Below are 19119 nucleotides of genomic sequence, written 5' to 3' on the forward strand. Positions count from 1 at the left end.
TGAAAGAATTATTAAGATATTAATAATTTCAATCAACAAGTTGAAAGAAAACTAAAAAATAATCCACTCATTACTCCTACTCCCTTCCCGGTCTAAGATTACCTATAATTTTCCTTCTTCTCTACGAGACGCTCCGCGAATGCGCCTTTGCGCCTACTCTTCGAGAACGCTTCGCGAAGAGTAGGCGCAAAGGAAGAAAGAAATACAGATATCGGGGTGTGGTCTAAATACCTGAAAACTGCTGTAAACCCGCCCCTACACACTCATTACTCATTACTCATTACTCATTACTCATTACTCATTTTTCCATTCTCCTTGCACAGTGAAAGCAGCCCAATATAATGGATTGCGCCAGTTGGGGTTTTGCCATAAAGTTAATTGAGCAGCTCTGAGGGCAGCCGTGGGAGACTTACCTTGTTGCCACATTTGGCGATAAAATTCACTCATCAATTCTTTCGTTCCTTCATCACTGACACTCCATAAAGACAAAACGACTCTGGGTGAACCTGCATACATTAATCCTCTTGTCAAGCCTACTAGCCCTTCTCCCTGGACTTCCTTACCGCGTCCGGTTTCACAGGCGCTTAACACGATCAAATCTGCGGGTAAATTCAGGTTGAAAATATCGTTGAGGCGTAAATAACCTCTTTGGGATTTACCTTGTTTGTCAACTAAAGACATGACAATACCTGACAACTCTGGGTTAATACCATCAGCAAAGCCATGAGTAGCCAAATGAATCACCCGATATTGACTCAATTGGGGATTAGTCACCCAGTCGTAATTGGCATCAAAATCAAAGACTTGTAAACTATCTTGAGGTGACAGGAGTTGGAGAATGGCTTTAGCTTCTTCACGAGTACCTGGGAGTCTGTCCCAACCGTTGCGGTTAAGATTTTTTACAGACCGACTTAAGGCGGAACGTTGCAGGTCAAATTCAGAGTTTGAGTCATCTTTATCTGGTTTACCAGTCACCCGCGAATCATCAGCACTGAATATGGGGTCAGCGAGGATAGCTAAGGCTTTGGGTGCAGGTTTGCGTCCCTTGGTTTCTTGTCTGATGATGGCGATGGTGGAACTGGAGGGGAGATTGACAATTTCATGATTGACTAGCAGGGGTTGGTAAGATTCTGGGGAGGTTGGGTCAGTTAAAGCCGCAAAAGGAATGGTTTGTAATGCACCATCAGCCACAATCACCAAACGTTTTTTGCCTAACTTGTTAGCCACAGGTGCAAGGATGATTTGACTAAGTTGTTTGGCTATTTTCGCTTGTTGATTAGAGTCCGTGACTGTCACCAAACTTTGGCGAAAATCATTGGTGATTTTTTCTATCTCTGCTTGTGGGGGAAGTTCATAGGTATCCAGGGAATTGGGAGTGACAGCCCAAAGATAACTGCGTTCTTTACCCAGGGAATATTGTAACAGCATTGTGTCTGGGTCTAGTTGTTGCTGAATTTGGGCTAAATCTAGAGGTTGGGGATATTTCAGTGCTGCATACTTGGGGCTACTTGTACGGATTTGAGTTTGCAGTTCGCGGTATTGAGCTAGGAGGTCTGTAATTTCTTTGTCGATGTTTTGGATTGTGGTTTCGGCTGCTGTTTTGCTGAGTAATTCCCGACGTAGTTTATCTTTAGCATCAAGTTTTTGTTGTAAATTTTGTTCTTGGGCTAGTAATTGGGGGTTAACACCTTGGCGAATTTTGGCATTAGCTTCTGTTAATAGTTCTAACAGAACCCTGGCGCGGGAACGTTCGCTGACTTGCAATGCTAATGCGTCGTATCGTTTTGATGGGTCTTGTTTGTGCAGTTGCATTAGCAGGTCGGTGTAGAATTTATAGTAACCTTGGACTGTGGCGAAGTAAGAGGTGCGTAGTTGTTGGTCTACTATTTTGGTGCGTAAATCTTCAATGATGTCAATAACTGCTTGAATGTGTGTGCGTGCTTGTTGCAGATTACCTTGAGAGCGTGCTAAGTCAGCCAAGTTACCAAGGGTGGTTGCTTCCCCAGAGCGATCGCCCACTACACGAACTAAGGCGAGAGCCTGGTTGTAAAATGAGACTGCCTTTTGCTTTTCTCCTAAAGCATCGTAGACAAAACCGATATTATTGAGGGTGTTTGCTTCCCCAGAGCGATCGCCCACTGCACGACGTAAGGGCAGAGCCTGGTTGTAAAATGACAGTGCCTTTTGCTTTTCTCCTAAATCTGAGTAGACACCACCGATATTATTGAGGGTGCTTGCTTCCCCAGAGCGATCGCCCACTGCACGACGTAAGGGGAGAGCCTGGTTGTAAAATTCGAGTGCCTTTTGCTTTTCTCCTAAAGCATCGTAGACACTACCGATATTATTAAGGGTGGTTGCTTCCCCAGAGCGATCGCCCACTGCACGACGTAAGGGGAGAGCCTGGTTGTAAAATTCGAGTGCCTTTTGCTTTTCTCCTAAATCATCGTAGACACTACCGATATTATTGAGAGTGATTGCTTCCCCAGAGCGATCGCCCACTGCTCGATATAAGGGCAGAGCCTGGTTGTAAAATGAGAGTGCCGTTTGCTTTTCTCCTAAATCATCGTAGACACTACCGATATTATTGAGAGTGATTGCTTCCCCAGAGCGATCGCCTACTGCACGACGTAAGGGGAGAGCCTGGTTGTAAAATTCGAGTGCCTTTTGCTTTTCTCCTAAATCTGAGTAGACACTACCGATATTATTAAGGGTGGTTGCTTCCCCAGAGCGATCGCCCACTGCACGACGTAAGGGGAGAGCCTGGTTGTAAAATTCGAGTGCCTTTTGCTTTTCTCCTAAATCATCGTAGACACTACCGATATTATTGAGAGTGATTGCTTCCCCAGAGCGATCGCCCACTGCTCGATATAAGGGCAGAGCCTGGTTGTAAAATGAGAGTGCCGTTTGCTTTTCTCCTAAATCATCGTAGACACTACCGATATTATTGAGAGTGATTGCTTCCCCAGAGCGATCGCCTACTGCACGACGTAAGGGGAGAGCCTGGTTGTAAAATTCGAGTGCCTTTTGCTTTTCTCCTAAATCTGAGTAGACACTACCGATATTATTGAGGGTGATTGCTTCCCCAGAGCGTTGGCTTTGCCCGCCGTAGGCATCGCCCACTGCACGATATAAAGGGAAAGCCTGGTTGTAAAATTCGAGTGCCTTTTGCTTTTCTCCTAAAGCATCGTAGACAACACCGATGTTAGTGAGAATGGTTGCTTCCCCAGAGCGATCGCCCACTGCACGAAGTAAGGGGAGAGCCTGGTTGTAAAATTCGAGTGCCTTTTGCTTTTCTCCTAAATCATCGTAGACACCACCGATATTATTGAGAATGGTTGCTTCCCCAGAGCGATCGCCCACTGCACGATGTAAGGGGAGAGCCTGGTTGTAAAATTCGAGTGCCTTTTGCTTTTCTCCTAAATCATCGTAGACACCACCGATATTAGTGAGGGTGTATGCTTCCCCAGAGCGTTGGCTTTGCCCGCCGTAGGCATCGCCCACTGCACGATATAAAGGGAGAGCCTGGTTGTAAAATTCGAGTGCCTTTTGCTTTTCTCCTAAATCATTGTATACTCTGCCAATACCAAGGAGAGTAACGGCTTGGCCAGATTTATCATCAATTTGTTGCCAAAGCTTTAACGCTGCTTGCCATTTTTCCACTGCTTGTTGCAGTGATTCTACTGTCCCTTGCTGATAAAGTTTCAATCCCTCTTCCGTGAGCTGTAGAGCAGCAGCGCGAGTTGCATCTTGTGACGTTGTTTCTGGTTTTTGTGTTATTTGCAACCCTCTAATTCTTGGTGTTGCCCCCACTGCATCCGATAATAAAACCACACTCAATAATAAAATGAAACCATAACGGGTAAATTTCGGTAGCAAGCACCAAACAACCCATTGAGACTTAGTACACCTGTTCATTTTTTAGCCTCAATCAATAATTAATGGCAACACAAATCCAACGCCAGCTAATGCTGTCATTGAATAATTATTCAGTTTGCTTGTGCGATATTACTGAATCTTTATTTTTATTTTATGGCTTGGGTCGGTAATTACGTCTGTGGTTGCAGTTTTTGTAACCAAATTTTTTATAAAAGGGGGAAAACTTCTGAAAGGATGTTTGAAAAGATGTGCCTAGTCTCGTAGAATTTGCTGATAACTTTTGAAACATTCTCTAACACAAAATTAGGGTTTTCCCAACCTGGGTCAGCCAGGTTTTCTTTGTTTAGCCGCGATTTCTAATCGCCAGCGCACTTTTCATAACTGGTATAAATCGTAACTAACCATCCCAACCCCCAATCCCCTAAGCGCAAGCGAGGAGCTTGCTATGATATACGAATAAACCCTATTTGTATTGCCAAAATCAAATATGATATATGTCTTACAGTGATTTCACCTTAGAAACTGTCAAAAAAACCTTGAATTTAGATATTTCAAGTCGCGAGAATATTTTTCCTCAAATTGCACCATTACCAGCCAGCGAGTATTTACAAGAAACCTTAGCTTATAACGTCCCTTTTGCCTTAGCAAGCAATACAGAAAAATCTCGCTCAGAGATGATTATTGCCCCGATTTTATTAGAATTAACCAAAAAATTCGCCCAGGAAATCAGTTTATTTTCAGGAGTGGAATTTAATATTGAACCGAGTCAGGGTTTAAGTGGGAGTTGCGATTTTTTAATTAGTCGTTCCCCTGAGATTTTATTGATTAATGCGCCAGTAATTATGATTGTCGAAGCCAAGAAAGAAAATATAAAAGGCGGGTTAGGACAATGTATCGCCGAAATGTACGCAGCTAAATTATTTAACGAACGGGAAGGAAATGAAATTACAGAAATTTATGGAGTCGTGACTACAGGAGAAATTTGGAAATTCTTAAAATTATCAGGAGAACGAGCGCAGATTGATTTAGCAGAGTATTTTTTAAATGACGTGAATAAGATTTTAGGCATTTTAGCAACTGGTGTAAAATCGTAATTAGTCATCATCCCAATCCCATGACAGCCGTTACCATCAACTTCAACCCCATAATTGAACTCAGCGACGACCAATTTTATCAACTGTGTCGCGAAAATCCTGAAGTCAAATTTGAGCGCAACACCACAGGAGAAATAATTATCATGTCACCCACAGGGGGAGCAACCGGAAACCGGAACTCAGAAATCAACGCCGATTTTGTAATTTGGAATCGTCAAACAAAATTAGGTGTATGCTTTGACTCCTCCACCTGCTTCCAACTCCCCAATGGCGCCAAGCGTTCTCCTGATGTCGCTTGGATAAAACAAGCAAGATGGAATATACTCACCCTGGAAGAAAAAGAAAAATTTCCGCCCATTGCGCCAGATTTTGTATTAGAGTTAATGTCACCCAGCGATAGTTTGGCAGATACCCAAGCGAAAATGCAAGAATATATAGATAACCAAGTCAAACTGGGTTGGTTAATTAACCGCCAAACTCGCCAAGTAGAAATTTATCGTCAAGGTCAACCAGTAGAAGTATTGAATTCTCCCACCGAATTATCAGGAGAAGATATTCTCCCCGGTTTTATTTTAGATTTACAAATAGTTTGGTAATAAATATTCCCCAAATCCTTACCAATGACCTACTTATGACAGCCGTCACCATCAACTTTAACCCCATAATTGAACTCAGCGACGACCAATTTTATCAACTGTGTCGCGAAAATCCTGAAGTCAAATTTGAGCGCAACACCACAGGAGAAATAATTATCATGTCACCCACAGGGGGAGAAACCGGAAACCGGAATTTTGAAATTGACATCGAGTTAGGAATATGGAATCGTCAAACAAAATTAGGTGTATGCTTTGACTCTTCCACCTGCTTTCAACTCCCCAATGGCGCCAAGCGTTCTCCTGATGTCGCTTGGATAAAACAAGCAAGATGGAATATACTCACCCTAGAACAAAAAGAAAAATTCCCGCCCATCGCGCCAGATTTTGTATTAGAGTTAATGTCACCCAGCGATAGTTTGGCAGATACCCAAGCGAAAATGCAAGAATATATAGATAATCAAGTCAAACTGGGTTGGTTAATTAATCGCCAAACTCGCCAAGTAGAAATTTATCGTCAAGGTCAACCAGTAGAAGTATTGAATTCTCCGACAGAATTATCAGGAGAAGATATTCTCCCCGGTTTTATTTTAGATTTACAAATAGTTTGGTAAAAAATATCCCCCAAATCCTTACCAATCACCAACGACCTACTTAATCACTCAACAACTCACCTAATTGATGCTGAATTAACAAACCTTTGAGAGTAGAATTTTCCGCCTTCAGCGCCGTATTTTCCGCCTCCAATTCACTAATTCTCGCCTTCAAAGCTTCCTTCGGCGTCCCTTGTCGATGAATCACAACTTCGCGATAAATTTCTAAATTAGCCTCTTGATTCATCCATCTTTGATAAGTCTTAGTATGCTCTTGTACTGTATGTCCCATATAATCAGCCATTGTCTTGATCGGGACCCTTAAACGATGTCCGCGTATCGCATAGGCGTGACGTAAATCATAAGGTCTAAAACCGACATCAATCACTCTAAATCTGATGTACAATTTAGCAGTTTTATTATTGAGCGTCCCTTCATTATAAGGTAATTTTACATTCTTCAAATCAAAAAGTTCCACCCAATGAGGATATAAGGGGGGAATACCACAACTGCGCTCACCAGTCTTAGTACCACCGGTCAAACTCGGATTTAACGTCACCAAATGAAAACTATTTGCTGGGTCTGTAAACGCTTCTATATCTACCGCAAATAATTCATGAGGTCTTAAACCGTAAGTAGCCAACATCGCATAAGCCCATTGCCATTGTTCAGGTTGCGTCAAGTTCTCCTTACTAGCATAAACTGATAATGGCACTCCAATTTTAGTAAACCCTTGGATAATTTCCTCATCTAAAGGAACTTTCCGAATCGCCGGATGAGGCTTAGGAGTTGCATAAGCATTAATTGTTTTCAAACCATCAATACCGCAAAAATCACAAAACTTTTTCAATTGCCATGTCAAAAAAAACCTGCCTGATGTATTAGGCTTAGTCTTAGCTAGTGCTGTTTCTAAAGCTTCTACAGACAGAGTAACATCTTGAGGCAGTTTTTTCAAATGCCTGAGATAATGAGTTTCCCATGTACGTATTCCTTGTCTATTCTTCTCATGGGTTTTCCAAAATTCCCGCTCGTATTCCTCAATCCATTCCCTGATGAGTTTGGCAGGTTGCTCATCATCTGTAAAGGCTATTTTTTGTGATTGCTTACCCAATAACTCAGGTGTCCACTGAAACTGTTTGGTAATTAATAACAAATCCAATTCCCGTGCTTTGACGACAGCCGTTTTCACGCCAATATCATTAGCATAAAAACCAAAAGAAATGGTATATTGTTTATTACGACTGCCATTTTTACCCACATCACCAAGTCTACAGGGAAAAGTTCCTTGTAACCCAATAGTTTTCGGACTGGTTAGCTTAAGTTTAACCTTGACCCTATCTAAACTTAACGCCGAGTTAGCTTGCACAATCGCATGTTTAATCCTGAGATATTCCCGTTCTATCTTCGCCCTTTCATCTGACCCAGGATATTTAGATTTCCATTGCTTCCACTTAGATGGCTCCCATTGCTCAATTGGTATACCATCCCATTCAGCTTTACGAGGGTCATAGGCACTAGATTCTTTACTAAGCATAAGCTATATGGGATATAAAATTTTAAAACAAAATTTGAAAATTTTGAATTGCACCCAGTGGTAGTGGGCAATTGAGACTAGAATGACTTACAATTCACAAAATCATACGGAATTGATACCAACTACACTGAAGTTGATAGTAGAATCTAACAACACCACCAGTATTATGAACACAAACCAAAGAAATTTTTTACCACTAATTATTGTGGCAATGCTTGCTAGCCTCAGCAGCTGTAGTTCAGACACTACCTCTCCTAAAGAGATTACTAGCGTTTCCCCAGCACCAACATCCTCTAATAGCATATCTTCTCCAAGCTCCACACAAACCCCCAGCATGGCTCAATTAAGGGCTAAATCTGCCAACATTGAGCCGTCCTTATCTCCAGAATCCCAGAGCGAAAATACACCCACCGCCAACCCTCAAGCTACCACTAACAAAACTATCAACGTCACACTATACACAAGTGACACGCAATGTCAAGCACTAATTCCGCAAAAAGTTACAGTGGGTGCAGAAGAACCTGTGACAGGTGCGGTAGGTAAAATTTTACAGGAACGAGATACAGCCGACTTTAGCTTATCTGGTTATCGTGTCAACGTCAAAAATGGCGTTGCTACCGTCGATTTGCGAGTATCTCCTCAGTCCAAACGACAATTAGCTTCTCTTTCTAGTTGTGAACAATTTGCTATGTTTGGCAGTGTTCGTAAAACTTTAACAAGTAATGCTCAGTGGAATATTAAAGAAGTTCGTTTTACAGAAAAAGGTGAAAATGTTGAACTTTAACTATCAGTTAACAGTGAGATGAGGCAAAATTAAGAGATGATTTTACCAAAGAAAGTGATGTTGATGTTTTAGTCGAATTTGAACCGGGAAAAACTCCAGGTTTAGCTATTATTACGATAGAAGATGAGTTGTCAAGTATAATAAATCGCCAGATAGATTTAAGAACATCAGCAGATTTAAGTCGTTATTTTCGTGAGCAAGTCTTAGCGGAAGCTATTACGGTGGGCGGAACGCCATCGCACAATAGACAAAATAATTGCCAAGTGTTAGCATTAAATTATTTGATAATTTAATGAAAATATCATGCTCAGTTTAAGTGACATCTATCCTCTCTCAGAGTTCCAGCGGGGCGCAAAAGCTTTTCTGGAAAGACTCAAAGAAACTAAAGCACCAATAGTTCTGACTGTTAATGGTAAAGCTACTGCTGTTGTTCAAGATGCTGAAGGCTACCAGCAACTTCTCGATAGGGTTGAGTTACTGGAGTCTATTGTCGGTATCCGCAAAAGTATTGCAGAATTTGAGCAAGGGAAAGGGATACCTCTAAAGCAAGCATTTGCAGAACTTCGGGAAAAATATGGCCTACCAGATTGAAATATCTCCTACTGCGGTAGCTGATATAGAAAGTATTTTTCTTTGGATCAAGGAGGATTCACCGGAAAACGCTTATCGCTGGGTAAGAGGATGTTATGAAATTATGTTGACGCTGGAAAACTTTAAGGGGCGTTGTGCTTTGGCTATCGAAAGTGAGTATATGGGAATAGAGGTACGCCAACTTCTCTATAAAAAGCAATTCAATATTTTATTTACTGTTAGTAAAACAGTTGAGCAAGAGCAAGGAGTTGTGCGTATTCATCGTGTACGTCGTTGTTCTCAACAAACACTTCAAAGTATAGATCAACTCTTAGGTGATGAACCAGAAACTTAAGCTGCGATCGCTCATTCCCTACAAAAAGGCGATCGCCCATATTGTGGGGCGATCGCTATAAAACTTAGGGGTAGGTTAGCGAAGCGCATAACCCACCGAATTTAATGATAGGAGTGGTGCCGTACCTGTTAACGCACCCTACAATAGGAGGCGATCGCACTAAATAAGCTCAACTACTTTCATAGCTTGTAACCGCACTTGATATGAGGCATAATCCTTCAATGTAATGAACAATAGTTGCTGCTTGGAGACATTAGCTTCAATGAAGGTGCGGCCCTTGGCGACAACGCACCCTACATCTAACTTTTAACTCTCTTCATTCTGATTCAAAGACAAAAGCCATTGCTCAACCAACTCCGTCAATATATCGCTCATTTGTCGCTGCTGTGAAACTGCGGCTGTCTTAAGTTTTCGATGCAATTGCTTAGGTAAATAAATAGTTGTTCGCGTATAGTCTGGGTCAGTACTTTTACTCTGGGATGTAGATTTATCTTCATTTAGCTGTGGTTTGTCTCTTTGTTGACGACTACGCGCCGCATCAATCAAATCATCAAAACGACTAGTTTTTTTCTTATTATTCAAAGTTAGCTACTCCAAATAGAATTAATATCGTGTCCGCTGCCCAACTTATCATAAATATCCCAGGGGAGGAGAGGGAAGGAGGTTTTTTCTGTTTTTGCACAGATGAGGGAATTATAACTAATCAATGAGACTTGATATCAACAGGATTGGTTATAACAGTTTTTAGCCCTACCAAATGACATACCACGGGTGTTTGAATGCATTGACCCCAAAGCTTTTGAGCGGTGCGTGCAGTCGATAATTAAAACATTAGGAGCATTGTCAATAGCATTTGAGACACGCTTACTCTGGTTAAAAGCCTTCTTGTTTTTTCTTTTGTGTTTCTAAATCAACGAAGATATCATGCTGTTCCTTAAAGACTCTCTGTGTAATAGTTAAGTCTAAATCGCTAGACAGTAAATCAATACCATCAATAATTTTGGGTATCTGAGCTTGATCAACATTCAGACTAAGAAAGTATTTCTCCCTGTAATCTGGGTTTTCTTGAAAGCGTTTGATCGCTGCTTTCAAAGGGCGTATAACTTCATAGGCTACCTCTGCCTTTTTAATTGATTCCTGGGGGATTGAAGATCGCAGTCTAAGAATTGCTAAATCAATTAAATCTCTTGCCTCAACGCTGTCATCCATATAGCGATCAGAATTTGCAAGCAGCTTGGATGTGAAACAGTCATTCAAGCTTAAGCAGGCAACAGGTGCCCATTTGACATATCTTGGCGGGTCTAATTGAAAACGAGTTTCTGCAATAATTTCTGTCTTGATGGGCACATCATCTACAATTACTATCATCCGAATTCCATACTGGTCAGTCGTGCCACGTCCAACTTGGATTTTACTCAGATCACGAAACAATGCTTCGTACCCACCATCAAATACCACTGTACGGAGATACTTATAGCCTGATGTACCAACAGGGGCAATAAAATCAACGTCCTTGCTCCAACGGTATTCTTCAAAATCCAGTGCAAGAAGGGTTCCACCACCGAAGTAAGCAGAACCCTTATTAAGTACCTCAGAATCTAAACATTCAAGAATTGTGAGGATTTTATTATGGTGATCTATCCTGAAGGTCATAAACAGGCTTGCAACCAGGATTTATATAGTCTGCCAAGTTCCTTCAGGAAATTTAGTTCTTCGCCCTCAAGATTGTTAAATAGCTTGTGGTACTGCCAACCTCGCTCATAGCGACTCAGCATTTGTTCTGGAGTAAACCGATAGACATCTGTTGTCTGCCAACAAATCGACTCCAAAAAAGGCAGCTTTTTTGGTATAATAGGGGCATTTATTGTTTCTGTTGCGGTTGTCATATTTTTAATCAACCACTAATCAACCACTTTAGGCTCACTCTAATTCTACAACAGCTCTATATGGATGGCAATTTCAACAGAATCCAATTTTCACTCCCTCTGTTGACCGTTGCTAATTACTGAAAATTTCCTTTCCCACCTCTGTGTAACAACGCCATGCAATTTGGGCGTAAGGGTCTTTAACAGCATTAACGGGAACCCCTTCTAAAGCAGCTCGTTGGAATACAGCTAACCGTCGAATTCCTGATTTGAATAGAGGTAATCCTGCTTTTAACAACGCAGTTCTTGCTTCAACTCCTGCTTTGTTTGGGTTGGGCGGAATTAGCGTCAACAAAATGCGATAATTTGTCTTGAGTTCCTTGAGTGCTTCCACCATTTGCAATGTGGCAGCTAAGGCGATCGCATCAGGGGTCGTAGGTATAACTAACAAATCGCATCCTGTCGCAATCGTTTTTAGCTCATCTGGATCTGGTCGGGCTGGAGTATCAATCACGATATGCTCATAAAGTCCAGCAAGACGTATCCCTTGTTTTTCATCAGCCACTTTGAACGGTAAACAACCCCGATTTGACCAATCCAACGCACTGCGGTTGAGGTCGCCATCCACCAACAATGTATCAGCTTGGTTCTGCAGGTATGTAGCCAAGTGTAGGGCTGTCGTCGATTTCCCAACTCCCCCCTTGAAAGCCGCTACAGTAATCATCATTTTTGATTTAAACGCAAATAATGCCAGATTCTACTCCATTTACAAACATCTGGACATTTAATTTTTACACTTAAACATCTAAACATTTATATAGCATTTAGATGTTTAAACGTCTAGATGCTAAATTACGCATACATAATATTTAAAAACAAATATTACAAACACATATATTTTATATATAAAATATAATCAGTAAAAAGTGGGATAAATGTATAAAAATGCTTAATAGGTGTCAGGGTTTAGCATTGCTTAAGCCAGAACCCTTGTAAAATCTCGTTTCCATGTTCCACCAGGAAATGCACCTCCAAGCAGCAGGCGGTACCGATATGCACAAACTCTTGGGGTTTTCCCGTCACTTTCAATAAACATAGTAAAGATTTTCTAGCGATTCCACCTTGTGGCAGAACCATCCTAGTAAGATAGGAAAGTCTTTAGTCGAGGACAGCAAACAAATGGATGTAAAGCTGATTTTAGTGGGCTTAACAGTGATATTTACGATAGCGTGCTTGTTTTTTGGCACTAAAAATGGATTTTATGATTCAGATAACTATCACGGCAACGGCTCTGCACATTGATGCAAGTCCAAAGTCGAGTGGCAAATTTGAGAACTGCGGACAAGAAACAAGGGAAGGGTTAGTAACTGTAACTTAATTTTTGAGTCAAGCTGTCAGTTAGACAGTTTTAGCCTGTGGACTGGTTAACGCCGACGTTGCCAGAATGTTCGCTCTTAGCGTTCCCGGAGGGTAGCAGGAAGTAAGCATCAAACTACATAACATGAGTAGATTTGTCTATTTGTGAGTAGTTATGAATAGGTCTTATGTAACGGCTAGGAAATATAACTTAACTCCTAGCCGCATCTACTCCTAATTAGGTAAGTGTAAAAATCTGGTAAAATAGCCAAGGGCTTCCTCGGCATGACAATTTTGGTGAGCCTGTGGACTGGATAGCGCCAAAGCTTCCAGGTTGAAACAGGAAGAAAATGTGAAGCTTCGCTACACTTCGTGAGAGCGTTTGTCAGCATTTTTGGAACAAAGAGCATGAGGGATAATCAGTCGGCATCCTCTCGCGTCGATCCTGGGGAGGTAGGTAGCGAATTACAATGTTTTCCATATAGTGTCCAGCATCAAGATGAGGGGATATGTTTATTCGTGCGGATGGGGCCATACCGCATCCTGTTGGACTGTGGCTTAGAGGATATTTCATCCCTGGTGGAAGGGCTAACCAACTCAGCACGCCAAGACAATACCCCTCTACCAGTCGATTTAGTCTTGGTCAGTCACGCCCACCCCGATCATGCCAGAGGATTGCTAGCACTCCATGAAGCTTTTCCATTATTACCTATATATAGCAGTGAAGTCACAAGTAAGTTAATACCACTAAACTGGCCAGAGCTTGACCCAGAGGAAATACCCCAATTTTGTCAGGCCTTACCGTTGCGATCGCCTGTAGAATTCCAAGAAGGGCTGGTAGCAGAATTATTTCCCGCAGGTCATCTACCAGGGGCTGTAGCAATTCTGCTCACCTACACAACCCAGAAACGCACTTACAGACTATTATATACAGGAGACTTTTTCCTGTCCAACTCCCGGCTGGTAGAAGGTTTGCGGTTAGAAGAATTGCGCGGATTAGAATTGGATGTATTGGTGATTGAAGGTACCTATGGCACATCCCGTCATCCCCACCGTCGCAACCAAGAAAATCAACTCGCAGAACGAATTAATAAAGCGATCGCCGAACGCTGTTCTGTACTCCTCCCCACACCAGCTTTGGGTTTGGGTCAAGAACTGCTAATGTTATTACGTTCCCATCACCACTTCACCGGACGGGATTTAGATATTTGGGTTGATGGTACTGTCGCTACTGGCTGTGACGCCTACTTGGAACTCCTACCCCACCTCCCCCCATCAGTACAGAACTTCGCCCGTCATCAACCCTTGTTTTGGGATGAACGAGTCCGTCCCCGCGTGCGAAGGTTGCAAGCAGAACATCGACCCACCGTGGGACATACCCCCTGTATAGTCCTTACAGATTCTACAGCAGATTTGGCGCAATATTGTCAAGCCGACACCGGCCCTTGGCTAATTCTCCTAAGCGAAAAAATTGATATAAAAGTTAACAAAGAATATTCCGCACCCACCACCATCGAAAGCTATCTTCTCGCCCAACATAGTGATGGCCCTGGTACTACCCAGCTAATTCATAATTTGCGCCCGCAACACGTCGTATTTGTTCACGGTTCCCCAGCCTACTTGGCAGACCTCACAAGCCTAGAAGAGTTACAAAACCGCTATCACGTCCATTCTCCAGCCGCTGGAATATTGGTGGAATTACCCATTGGCGATACATTTTTACAATCAGTAGCCCCAGAGAGTAATTATGAAGGGGAATTGACAGAGTTAGGGACAGTCATTACAATTACCCTACCAGATGCAATCACCGCCGATCCGCGATGGCGTCAGTTTGCCGATACAGGGTTAATCGAAGCCCGTTGGCAAGGGGAAGAATTAGTATTAAGGGGATTGACTCAAAGAGAATTACTCAACCAAAATAGCGATCGCTATACCTTGTCCGATTTAGACTGCTGCGGTACATGCCGACATCAAAGAGGCCAGCGCTGTTGGAATCCCGCTTCCCCATTGTATAACTTCAAGGTAACACTTGAGGGTTACTGTCCTGCCTTTGAGCGGTTGAATGATAGTTAATAATTATAACATAAATATAAAAACATGGCTCGCCTAAGTCATGACTAGAAGTTACGAGTGGCGTAGGGCAGAAATATCGATTCTTTATGCAACTACAAATTTTATCATGAAATTTAATCTTAGCCATGATGGCGATTTTTTAATTTTTGTGGCAATAGCGATGGATTTTCGTCTTGTAATTGGCGGGAAAATTCTTCATCATCTGCGATTTGTTGACGAATTTCCTGGCGATGATCATGATAATAGGCTAGGGCTGCATAAACATCAGCTAGGCTAATACTAGGATGATGATAAAGAATTTCATCAGGTGACATTCCCATTTGTTCGTGCCAGACAACAATATCCTGAACTCTAATGCGATGTCCAGCAATCCTAGGTTTACCTCCACAGACACCAGGAGTAATTTCGATATGTTCTTTGATGATGGGGATAAACATAATGTTTTTTGCTAAGAACTGATTATATTCGTGTCACAAAGATAACTCATCCTAGTCTACCGTAAAAGGATTGTCGCGATCGCTTCGTGCTGGTATCTCTAAGCTATAATTTTCTTCGGTACATAACTGCTGAAGTTCTTGAAAGACTGGAACTAGAGATGTTTTCGCAGTTTTTTGCCGCCAGTTTAAAAATTCCTGAAAAAGCTCAGGGTTTACAATTGCGGCTACTAGTTCTTCTTGAGTATAAATTAGCTGAGGTTCTTGACTAGTGGCATTAATTATGGAAGGTAGCTGTTGTTTGGCTTCTTCAAGTGTCCATTTCATTCTCAAAGTCCTCTGCATCAATTTGTTGATAGTATTCCTCCATTTTGGCATCAAGTTTACAGCGTTCTGCTTCTATCGGAAATATGCTGAGAACCCCCGAAGATGTGGCTGACTTAGGAAGACACATCTGTGCTTTAAGCCGGGGGATGAAAGCTAGCCGCCTGATTTATCAGGCTTGTCTGTCTTAATTGCTTTTTTGGTTCTCAATATATTGCCTAACAACCTCGGTACTTACTGCTCCTGTCGAAGCAACAAAGTAACTAGGACTCCACATACTAGGTAATTTTTTCAGATGGGGAAACTCACTTCTTAAATGGTGTGATGCCCTGCCCTTAATCCATCTAGCTACATCAGCAGGCGATTCATGGGTAGGCACGTTTAAAAAACAGTGTACATGGTCGGGCATGATTTCCAAAGCAATAAGCTTCCATCCATGCTCAATTACTAGTTCTAATATTATTTCTTGTAGCCGTACTGCCACTTCTTTGACTAGTACGGCTTTTCGGCGTTTAGGCACAAAAACAAAATGATAATTAAGGGATGAAACAGAACCTTCAGTACGTCTGTACTCATAATCTTCTTGGGAAAGTTTAGACATAATATGTTGACTTATTTAGTTGTTACAACTACAATAGAAGACAATGAGGATAAAAGCAAGTGTTTAAAACAGTCCCGATTAGAACCAAGTTTTCAGATGAGGAATTAGCATTCTGGTTGAACCAGTGTGAACACGCCAACAGTCTCATCAATTGTGTTCTTTATGAGGTCAAGAAAGCTCATTATTCAAAGCTTCAAGAGAACGGAAATGCATTTACAACTTATTGGCGTGAAGACGATTTAAGAAGTGGTTGGAAGACATATAAATGTAGTTCGACTTACCCAGAAATTGACAAACTGCTTAAGTTAAATTGTCACTACAAGGCAATGGCAGCCCAATCTGCTCAACAAACTTTAAAGTCTGTAGGGGAGTCGATAACCGCGTACAACAGCTTGGTTAGTCTTTACTACAAAGGTGAAGTAGATAAACCGTCACTTCCAAAATATCGGGCTCTTCCGTACTTAGCGTGCTGAATTTGTTAAAAAATAAGTTTGAAACCCTTGCCTGGCTCCGATAAAAGCCATTATTTTTTGTATTTGAGCTACTGTTACTAAAAATCAAATTATAAACGCCTATAAGCCTTGTTATTAAAGCAATTTAATCGACTTTCATTAATAATTAAGCACGCTATACACGCAAGAGCCCTTTTATTTCTCTTGATTGATACTTTATCCAGTTTATGTTGGTTTTTACGTAGTGATTTTAAAGAAGGTAGTTTGTCACCTTCGGATGTAGCCAGATAATCATCACCATGTAAAACAGCGTCCAAACCCATTGAATTATCCCAAGCTGGAACAATTAAATCAGGATTAAAATCAGGTACAGAGGTATCTTCCAGACACATCTGGATATACCAACCATCTACTTTTTTGGTTACGCTGATTTGTTTAAGTTTAAAACCACTGGGCAAAGGTCGATGCATTCTGACTTGTACAACACCCAATTTAGGTAATCTTAGATATAACCAGTTTTTCCGAACTAGTTTAATCCAATCATCTTTAGCACTTGCAAAAGTCATTGTGCCAAAACTAGCTGCTGTTTTAAAACGTGGCTTACCCGAACGCTTACCCTTTTTATCACCAACTATAAACCTTTCAAAAGCCTTATCAACTCGCTTACAAATATCTTGCAAAACAGTTGAATCAACACGAGAAAAATCTAGTAACTCTCCACTATGCATTACCTTGATAAAATCTTTCTTTATTTCTGGTAATTGCAACTTTTGAGAGTAGTAACTTGGCCGCTCAAATAAACCAGGGAAAGTGTCTTTCCAAAAAGGAAACGCTTTTAGCTGCAAGTGATTGTTCTGCCACCATGAAAACCGCTCACCCAATTGTCGGTTGTACCAATAACGAGATATTCTTAACCACTCGTTAAGCTCTATCTTTTGATTAGTATCTGGGTAAAACTGATACTGGTAAGTTGTTTTCATCGTGATTCGACCTCTCACTTAACTTGTTATATGCTAGCATGAATGTACAAACAATGTACAGCCATCATGAAAAAGATTAGGGTTAAGGATGTCTGAACGTAGATATAATAAGTTGCAGTTATATTCAATACAAGTTGATAAAACAATGACACAAGTTTTAGAAGAATTTATCGATTCACTACCGAATCCAGAAATTGACAAAAACTCGACTGCCATTCAATCTGTTTCACCTGCGGTAAAAATTGATTGAATGGCGTCTCCTTTTTGTCGCGCAATTCATCCCGACACCAACACGAAGTGTATGGTGCGGGGCTTCTTGCTGTTTAAGCTAAAACAATTGTGTCCAGAGTATGGAATTACCTTAACAATAACTGAGGAGGCTTACAGTTCTAAAGCATCATTCCTTGATTGCGACTCCCTGCCCAAATATGGAGAAAAACCTGAAGGGTGGAATCTTGTGGTAGAAGAGTAGAACGCGGTTTGTATAAAAGTTCTGATGGCGCTTTAATCAATGCGGATTGTAATGGAAGTGCCAACATCATGAGAAAAGTAGCCACACAGCTAGGATTAAACCTAGCCGAGGTGGGTAGGGCATCTTTGACAGTGCCACAACGAATTGATTTATTCAAGAGATTAAGTAAATCATATCGTAAACGTTGCTACGGCGCCTATAAGCCGTAGCAACATCCGTTTAGAATCCCCCGCGCTTCCAGCCGGGGGAGATGTCAAATCAGCCAAGACCTCATCACGCGCAGCGTAATAAAAAAAACAAGAGTCCAGAGTGGAAAAATAGACTCTGGACTCTTGAGTTTCGACTAATTCAGTTATTCAGGATTCGAGTCAGGATAATGGTTGCGGATACGTTCAGCCTCAGGACAATCCTCAGTCATGAGAGGTTCTACATTTCCGCGTGGTACTGAAGCCAATTTTTGTGTGACAGCGCCAATACTTTCGAGACGAACCATCTCTTCCCACGAACAAACCTCATCTTCTTCTTCTGTTTCATAGCGTAGGGTCACTAAATCTCCCTCGATATCGATGATGCGGGCGCGTTCAATCCAGCGTTGCTGGTCCCGCAAGAATACACATACCTCCCGCCCATCGCAACACAGTTGATAAATCTTGCGGTGTAGCATGTACTGCTTCTGCCTTTTTAAACAACTAGTTAAACCTGTCAAAATCTGGGTTTTACCCCAATAAATCACACCCATAAGTGATCAATTTCATGGTCTAGTAGGAAGTTAGTCTGTTGACCAAATCCAAAGACTTGCTTATATTTATCAGATCTAGGGAAGTTTTTGGCCATAAACTAGTAGTTACTGCACCAGTTAAACTCAATCACTTTAGGGTCATTCAGCGAATGTCTACTTCATAGAAGTCATAGAATTCGGGAGTTGTCCTAACAAGGTTAATACTTGCTGGTGAGTCCTGCCTACCATTATGTAATAATAGATACTCTGGAACAAGCATTGAGTGCGGTTGTTGGAGTTGCCTACTTGTAGTCATTGGCATTGCTGGGAAGTCCGGTAACTCGGCTGTACTTTTGCCCCTATGTGTCTGATCTTAACTCATTCTCTTGCTCACCTGAATACTTTTAAACAACAATACCTCAAGAGTTTTAAATTGAGGGTATTT

Annotated in this window: 21 protein-coding genes and 1 pseudogene; 11 read left to right on the forward strand and 11 right to left on the reverse strand. The window is 41.6% G+C overall.

From position 1 onward, the window contains the following. Positions 1 to 294: 294 nt before the first annotated feature. The gene (locus HEQ19_26170; protein ID WYM02444.1) at positions 295 to 3915 is read right to left on the reverse strand and encodes a tetratricopeptide repeat protein; all 3621 of its coding nucleotides are present in this window, start codon (positions 3913 to 3915) and stop codon (positions 295 to 297) included. A 455-nt stretch (positions 3916 to 4370) separates the two neighbouring features. Between HEQ19_26170 and HEQ19_26175 the strand changes: the two genes are divergently transcribed. The 3 genes from HEQ19_26175 to HEQ19_26185 are packed head-to-tail and all read left to right on the forward strand — an operon-like array spanning position 4371 to position 6177. Continuing rightward, positions 4371 to 4970 carry a hypothetical protein gene (locus tag HEQ19_26175; protein WYM02445.1) on the forward strand — a complete coding sequence of 200 codons (600 nt, stop codon included), beginning with the start codon at positions 4371 to 4373 and terminating at the stop codon, positions 4968 to 4970. Between the two features lie 20 nt (positions 4971 to 4990). Further along, entirely contained in the window at positions 4991 to 5566 is a 576-nt protein-coding gene (locus HEQ19_26180) for a Uma2 family endonuclease (GenBank protein ID WYM02446.1), read from the forward strand. Between the two features lie 35 nt (positions 5567 to 5601). After that, positions 5602 to 6177, forward strand: coding sequence for a Uma2 family endonuclease (locus HEQ19_26185; protein ID WYM02447.1), 576 nt, complete (start codon positions 5602 to 5604; stop codon positions 6175 to 6177). Positions 6178 to 6217: 40 nt separating this feature from the next. Here HEQ19_26185 and HEQ19_26190 read toward each other — a convergent pair whose 3' ends face one another. Next, the gene (locus tag HEQ19_26190) at positions 6218 to 7690 is read right to left on the reverse strand and encodes an integrase (protein WYM02448.1); all 1473 of its coding nucleotides are present in this window, start codon (positions 7688 to 7690) and stop codon (positions 6218 to 6220) included. A gap of 166 nt (positions 7691 to 7856) precedes the next feature. Here HEQ19_26190 and HEQ19_26195 point away from each other — a divergent pair, with 166 nt between their 5' ends. The 4 genes and pseudogenes from HEQ19_26195 (at position 7857) to HEQ19_26210 (ending at position 9399) form a co-directional block, all read left to right on the forward strand. Next, positions 7857 to 8474 carry a sporulation/spore germination protein gene (locus HEQ19_26195; GenBank protein WYM03634.1) on the forward strand — a complete coding sequence of 206 codons (618 nt, stop codon included), beginning with the start codon at positions 7857 to 7859 and terminating at the stop codon, positions 8472 to 8474. Positions 8475 to 8566: 92 nt separating this feature from the next. Beyond that, positions 8567 to 8767: pseudogene (locus tag HEQ19_26200) on the forward strand (hypothetical protein). Positions 8768 to 8777: 10 nt separating this feature from the next. Beyond that, a complete protein-coding gene (locus tag HEQ19_26205; GenBank protein WYM02449.1) occupies positions 8778 to 9065 on the forward strand; it encodes a type II toxin-antitoxin system Phd/YefM family antitoxin in 288 nt (95 codons plus the stop codon). Next, a complete protein-coding gene (locus HEQ19_26210) occupies positions 9049 to 9399 on the forward strand; it encodes a type II toxin-antitoxin system RelE/ParE family toxin (protein ID WYM02450.1) in 351 nt (116 codons plus the stop codon). Before HEQ19_26205 ends, HEQ19_26210 begins: the two co-directional genes overlap by 17 nt. Positions 9400 to 9705: 306 nt before the next feature. Here the strand turns inward: HEQ19_26210 and HEQ19_26220 are convergent, their stop codons facing one another. The 4 genes from HEQ19_26220 to HEQ19_26235 form a co-directional block, all read right to left on the reverse strand. Continuing rightward, the gene (locus HEQ19_26220; GenBank protein WYM02451.1) at positions 9706 to 9981 is read right to left on the reverse strand and encodes a CopG family transcriptional regulator; all 276 of its coding nucleotides are present in this window, start codon (positions 9979 to 9981) and stop codon (positions 9706 to 9708) included. Between the two features lie 291 nt (positions 9982 to 10272). Further along, entirely contained in the window at positions 10273 to 11052 is a 780-nt protein-coding gene (locus tag HEQ19_26225; GenBank protein WYM02452.1) for a nucleotidyl transferase AbiEii/AbiGii toxin family protein, read from the reverse strand. Further along, positions 11049 to 11285, reverse strand: coding sequence for a hypothetical protein (locus tag HEQ19_26230; GenBank protein ID WYM02453.1), 237 nt, complete (start codon positions 11283 to 11285; stop codon positions 11049 to 11051). Before HEQ19_26230 ends, HEQ19_26225 begins: the two co-directional genes overlap by 4 nt. 112 nt (positions 11286 to 11397) lie before the next feature. Continuing rightward, positions 11398 to 11991, reverse strand: a complete 594-nt coding sequence (locus tag HEQ19_26235) for a ParA family protein (protein WYM02454.1) — start codon at positions 11989 to 11991, stop codon at positions 11398 to 11400. A 1037-nt stretch (positions 11992 to 13028) separates the two neighbouring features. On the opposite strand from HEQ19_26235, the gene HEQ19_26240 reads away from it, so the two are divergent. Next, the gene (locus tag HEQ19_26240) at positions 13029 to 14693 is read left to right on the forward strand and encodes an MBL fold metallo-hydrolase (protein ID WYM02455.1); all 1665 of its coding nucleotides are present in this window, start codon (positions 13029 to 13031) and stop codon (positions 14691 to 14693) included. A 119-nt stretch (positions 14694 to 14812) separates the two neighbouring features. Here HEQ19_26240 and HEQ19_26245 read toward each other — a convergent pair whose 3' ends face one another. Further along, a complete protein-coding gene (locus HEQ19_26245; GenBank protein WYM02456.1) occupies positions 14813 to 15130 on the reverse strand; it encodes a DUF433 domain-containing protein in 318 nt (105 codons plus the stop codon). A 51-nt stretch (positions 15131 to 15181) separates the two neighbouring features. Further along, positions 15182 to 15454: a prevent-host-death protein gene (locus HEQ19_26250; protein WYM02457.1), complete on the reverse strand. Its 273-nt coding sequence runs from the start codon at positions 15452 to 15454 to the stop codon at positions 15182 to 15184. 44 nt (positions 15455 to 15498) lie between these two features. Here HEQ19_26250 and HEQ19_26255 point away from each other — a divergent pair, with 44 nt between their 5' ends. Beyond that, entirely contained in the window at positions 15499 to 15642 is a 144-nt protein-coding gene (locus HEQ19_26255; GenBank protein ID WYM02458.1) for a hypothetical protein, read from the forward strand. On the opposite strand, the gene tnpA is transcribed toward HEQ19_26255, so the two are convergent. Both tnpA and HEQ19_26265 read right to left on the reverse strand, forming a co-directional pair. After that, on the reverse strand, positions 15639 to 16052 hold the full coding sequence (gene tnpA, locus HEQ19_26260; protein WYM02459.1) for an IS200/IS605 family transposase: 414 nt from the start codon (positions 16050 to 16052) through the stop codon (positions 15639 to 15641). The two genes, HEQ19_26255 and tnpA, sit on opposite strands and share 4 nt — an antisense overlap. 562 nt (positions 16053 to 16614) lie before the next feature. After that, positions 16615 to 17484, reverse strand: coding sequence for a transposase (locus HEQ19_26265; GenBank protein ID WYM02460.1), 870 nt, complete (start codon positions 17482 to 17484; stop codon positions 16615 to 16617). A gap of 88 nt (positions 17485 to 17572) precedes the next feature. On the opposite strand from HEQ19_26265, the gene HEQ19_26270 reads away from it, so the two are divergent. Together HEQ19_26270 and HEQ19_31385 are read left to right on the forward strand one after the other, a co-directional pair. After that, complete coding sequence (locus HEQ19_26270) at positions 17573 to 17734, forward strand: hypothetical protein (GenBank protein ID WYM02461.1); 162 nt, start codon at positions 17573 to 17575, stop codon at positions 17732 to 17734. Positions 17735 to 17931: 197 nt separating this feature from the next. Then, positions 17932 to 18165, forward strand: coding sequence for a hypothetical protein (locus HEQ19_31385; GenBank protein ID WZI67028.1), 234 nt, complete (start codon positions 17932 to 17934; stop codon positions 18163 to 18165). Between the two features lie 143 nt (positions 18166 to 18308). Here the strand turns inward: HEQ19_31385 and HEQ19_26280 are convergent, their stop codons facing one another. Beyond that, on the reverse strand, positions 18309 to 18620 hold the full coding sequence (locus tag HEQ19_26280; GenBank protein WYM02462.1) for a DUF6679 family protein: 312 nt from the start codon (positions 18618 to 18620) through the stop codon (positions 18309 to 18311). Positions 18621 to 19119: the final 499 nt, after the last annotated feature.

The organism is Gloeotrichia echinulata CP02, assembly GCA_038087035.1.
Classification (GTDB): domain Bacteria; phylum Cyanobacteriota; class Cyanobacteriia; order Cyanobacteriales; family Nostocaceae; genus Gloeotrichia; species Gloeotrichia echinulata.

Bases quoted from the DNA above. Each gene is read 5' to 3' on its own strand.
- HEQ19_26170 (WYM02444.1), bottom strand. From the start codon at position 3,915: ATGAACAGGTGTACTAAGTCTCAATGGGTTGTTTGGTGCTTGCTACCG.
- HEQ19_26270 (WYM02461.1), top strand. From the start codon at position 17,573: ATGTCTGAACGTAGATATAATAAGTTGCAGTTATATTCAATACAAGTT.
- HEQ19_26190 (WYM02448.1), bottom strand. From the start codon at position 7,690: ATGCTTAGTAAAGAATCTAGTGCCTATGACCCTCGTAAAGCTGAATGG.
- HEQ19_26250 (WYM02457.1), bottom strand. From the start codon at position 15,454: ATGAAATGGACACTTGAAGAAGCCAAACAACAGCTACCTTCCATAATT.
- HEQ19_26280 (WYM02462.1), bottom strand. From the start codon at position 18,620: ATGCTACACCGCAAGATTTATCAACTGTGTTGCGATGGGCGGGAGGTA.
- HEQ19_26245 (WYM02456.1), bottom strand. From the start codon at position 15,130: ATGTTTATCCCCATCATCAAAGAACATATCGAAATTACTCCTGGTGTC.
- HEQ19_26210 (WYM02450.1), top strand. From the start codon at position 9,049: ATGGCCTACCAGATTGAAATATCTCCTACTGCGGTAGCTGATATAGAA.
- HEQ19_26195 (WYM03634.1), top strand. From the start codon at position 7,857: ATGAACACAAACCAAAGAAATTTTTTACCACTAATTATTGTGGCAATG.
- HEQ19_26185 (WYM02447.1), top strand. From the start codon at position 5,602: ATGACAGCCGTCACCATCAACTTTAACCCCATAATTGAACTCAGCGAC.
- tnpA (WYM02459.1), bottom strand. From the start codon at position 16,052: ATGTCTAAACTTTCCCAAGAAGATTATGAGTACAGACGTACTGAAGGT.
- HEQ19_26205 (WYM02449.1), top strand. From the start codon at position 8,778: ATGCTCAGTTTAAGTGACATCTATCCTCTCTCAGAGTTCCAGCGGGGC.
- HEQ19_26175 (WYM02445.1), top strand. From the start codon at position 4,371: ATGTCTTACAGTGATTTCACCTTAGAAACTGTCAAAAAAACCTTGAAT.
- HEQ19_26230 (WYM02453.1), bottom strand. From the start codon at position 11,285: ATGACAACCGCAACAGAAACAATAAATGCCCCTATTATACCAAAAAAG.
- HEQ19_26265 (WYM02460.1), bottom strand. From the start codon at position 17,484: ATGAAAACAACTTACCAGTATCAGTTTTACCCAGATACTAATCAAAAG.
- HEQ19_26235 (WYM02454.1), bottom strand. From the start codon at position 11,991: ATGATGATTACTGTAGCGGCTTTCAAGGGGGGAGTTGGGAAATCGACG.
- HEQ19_26240 (WYM02455.1), top strand. From the start codon at position 13,029: ATGAGGGATAATCAGTCGGCATCCTCTCGCGTCGATCCTGGGGAGGTA.
- HEQ19_26180 (WYM02446.1), top strand. From the start codon at position 4,991: ATGACAGCCGTTACCATCAACTTCAACCCCATAATTGAACTCAGCGAC.
- HEQ19_26225 (WYM02452.1), bottom strand. From the start codon at position 11,052: ATGACCTTCAGGATAGATCACCATAATAAAATCCTCACAATTCTTGAA.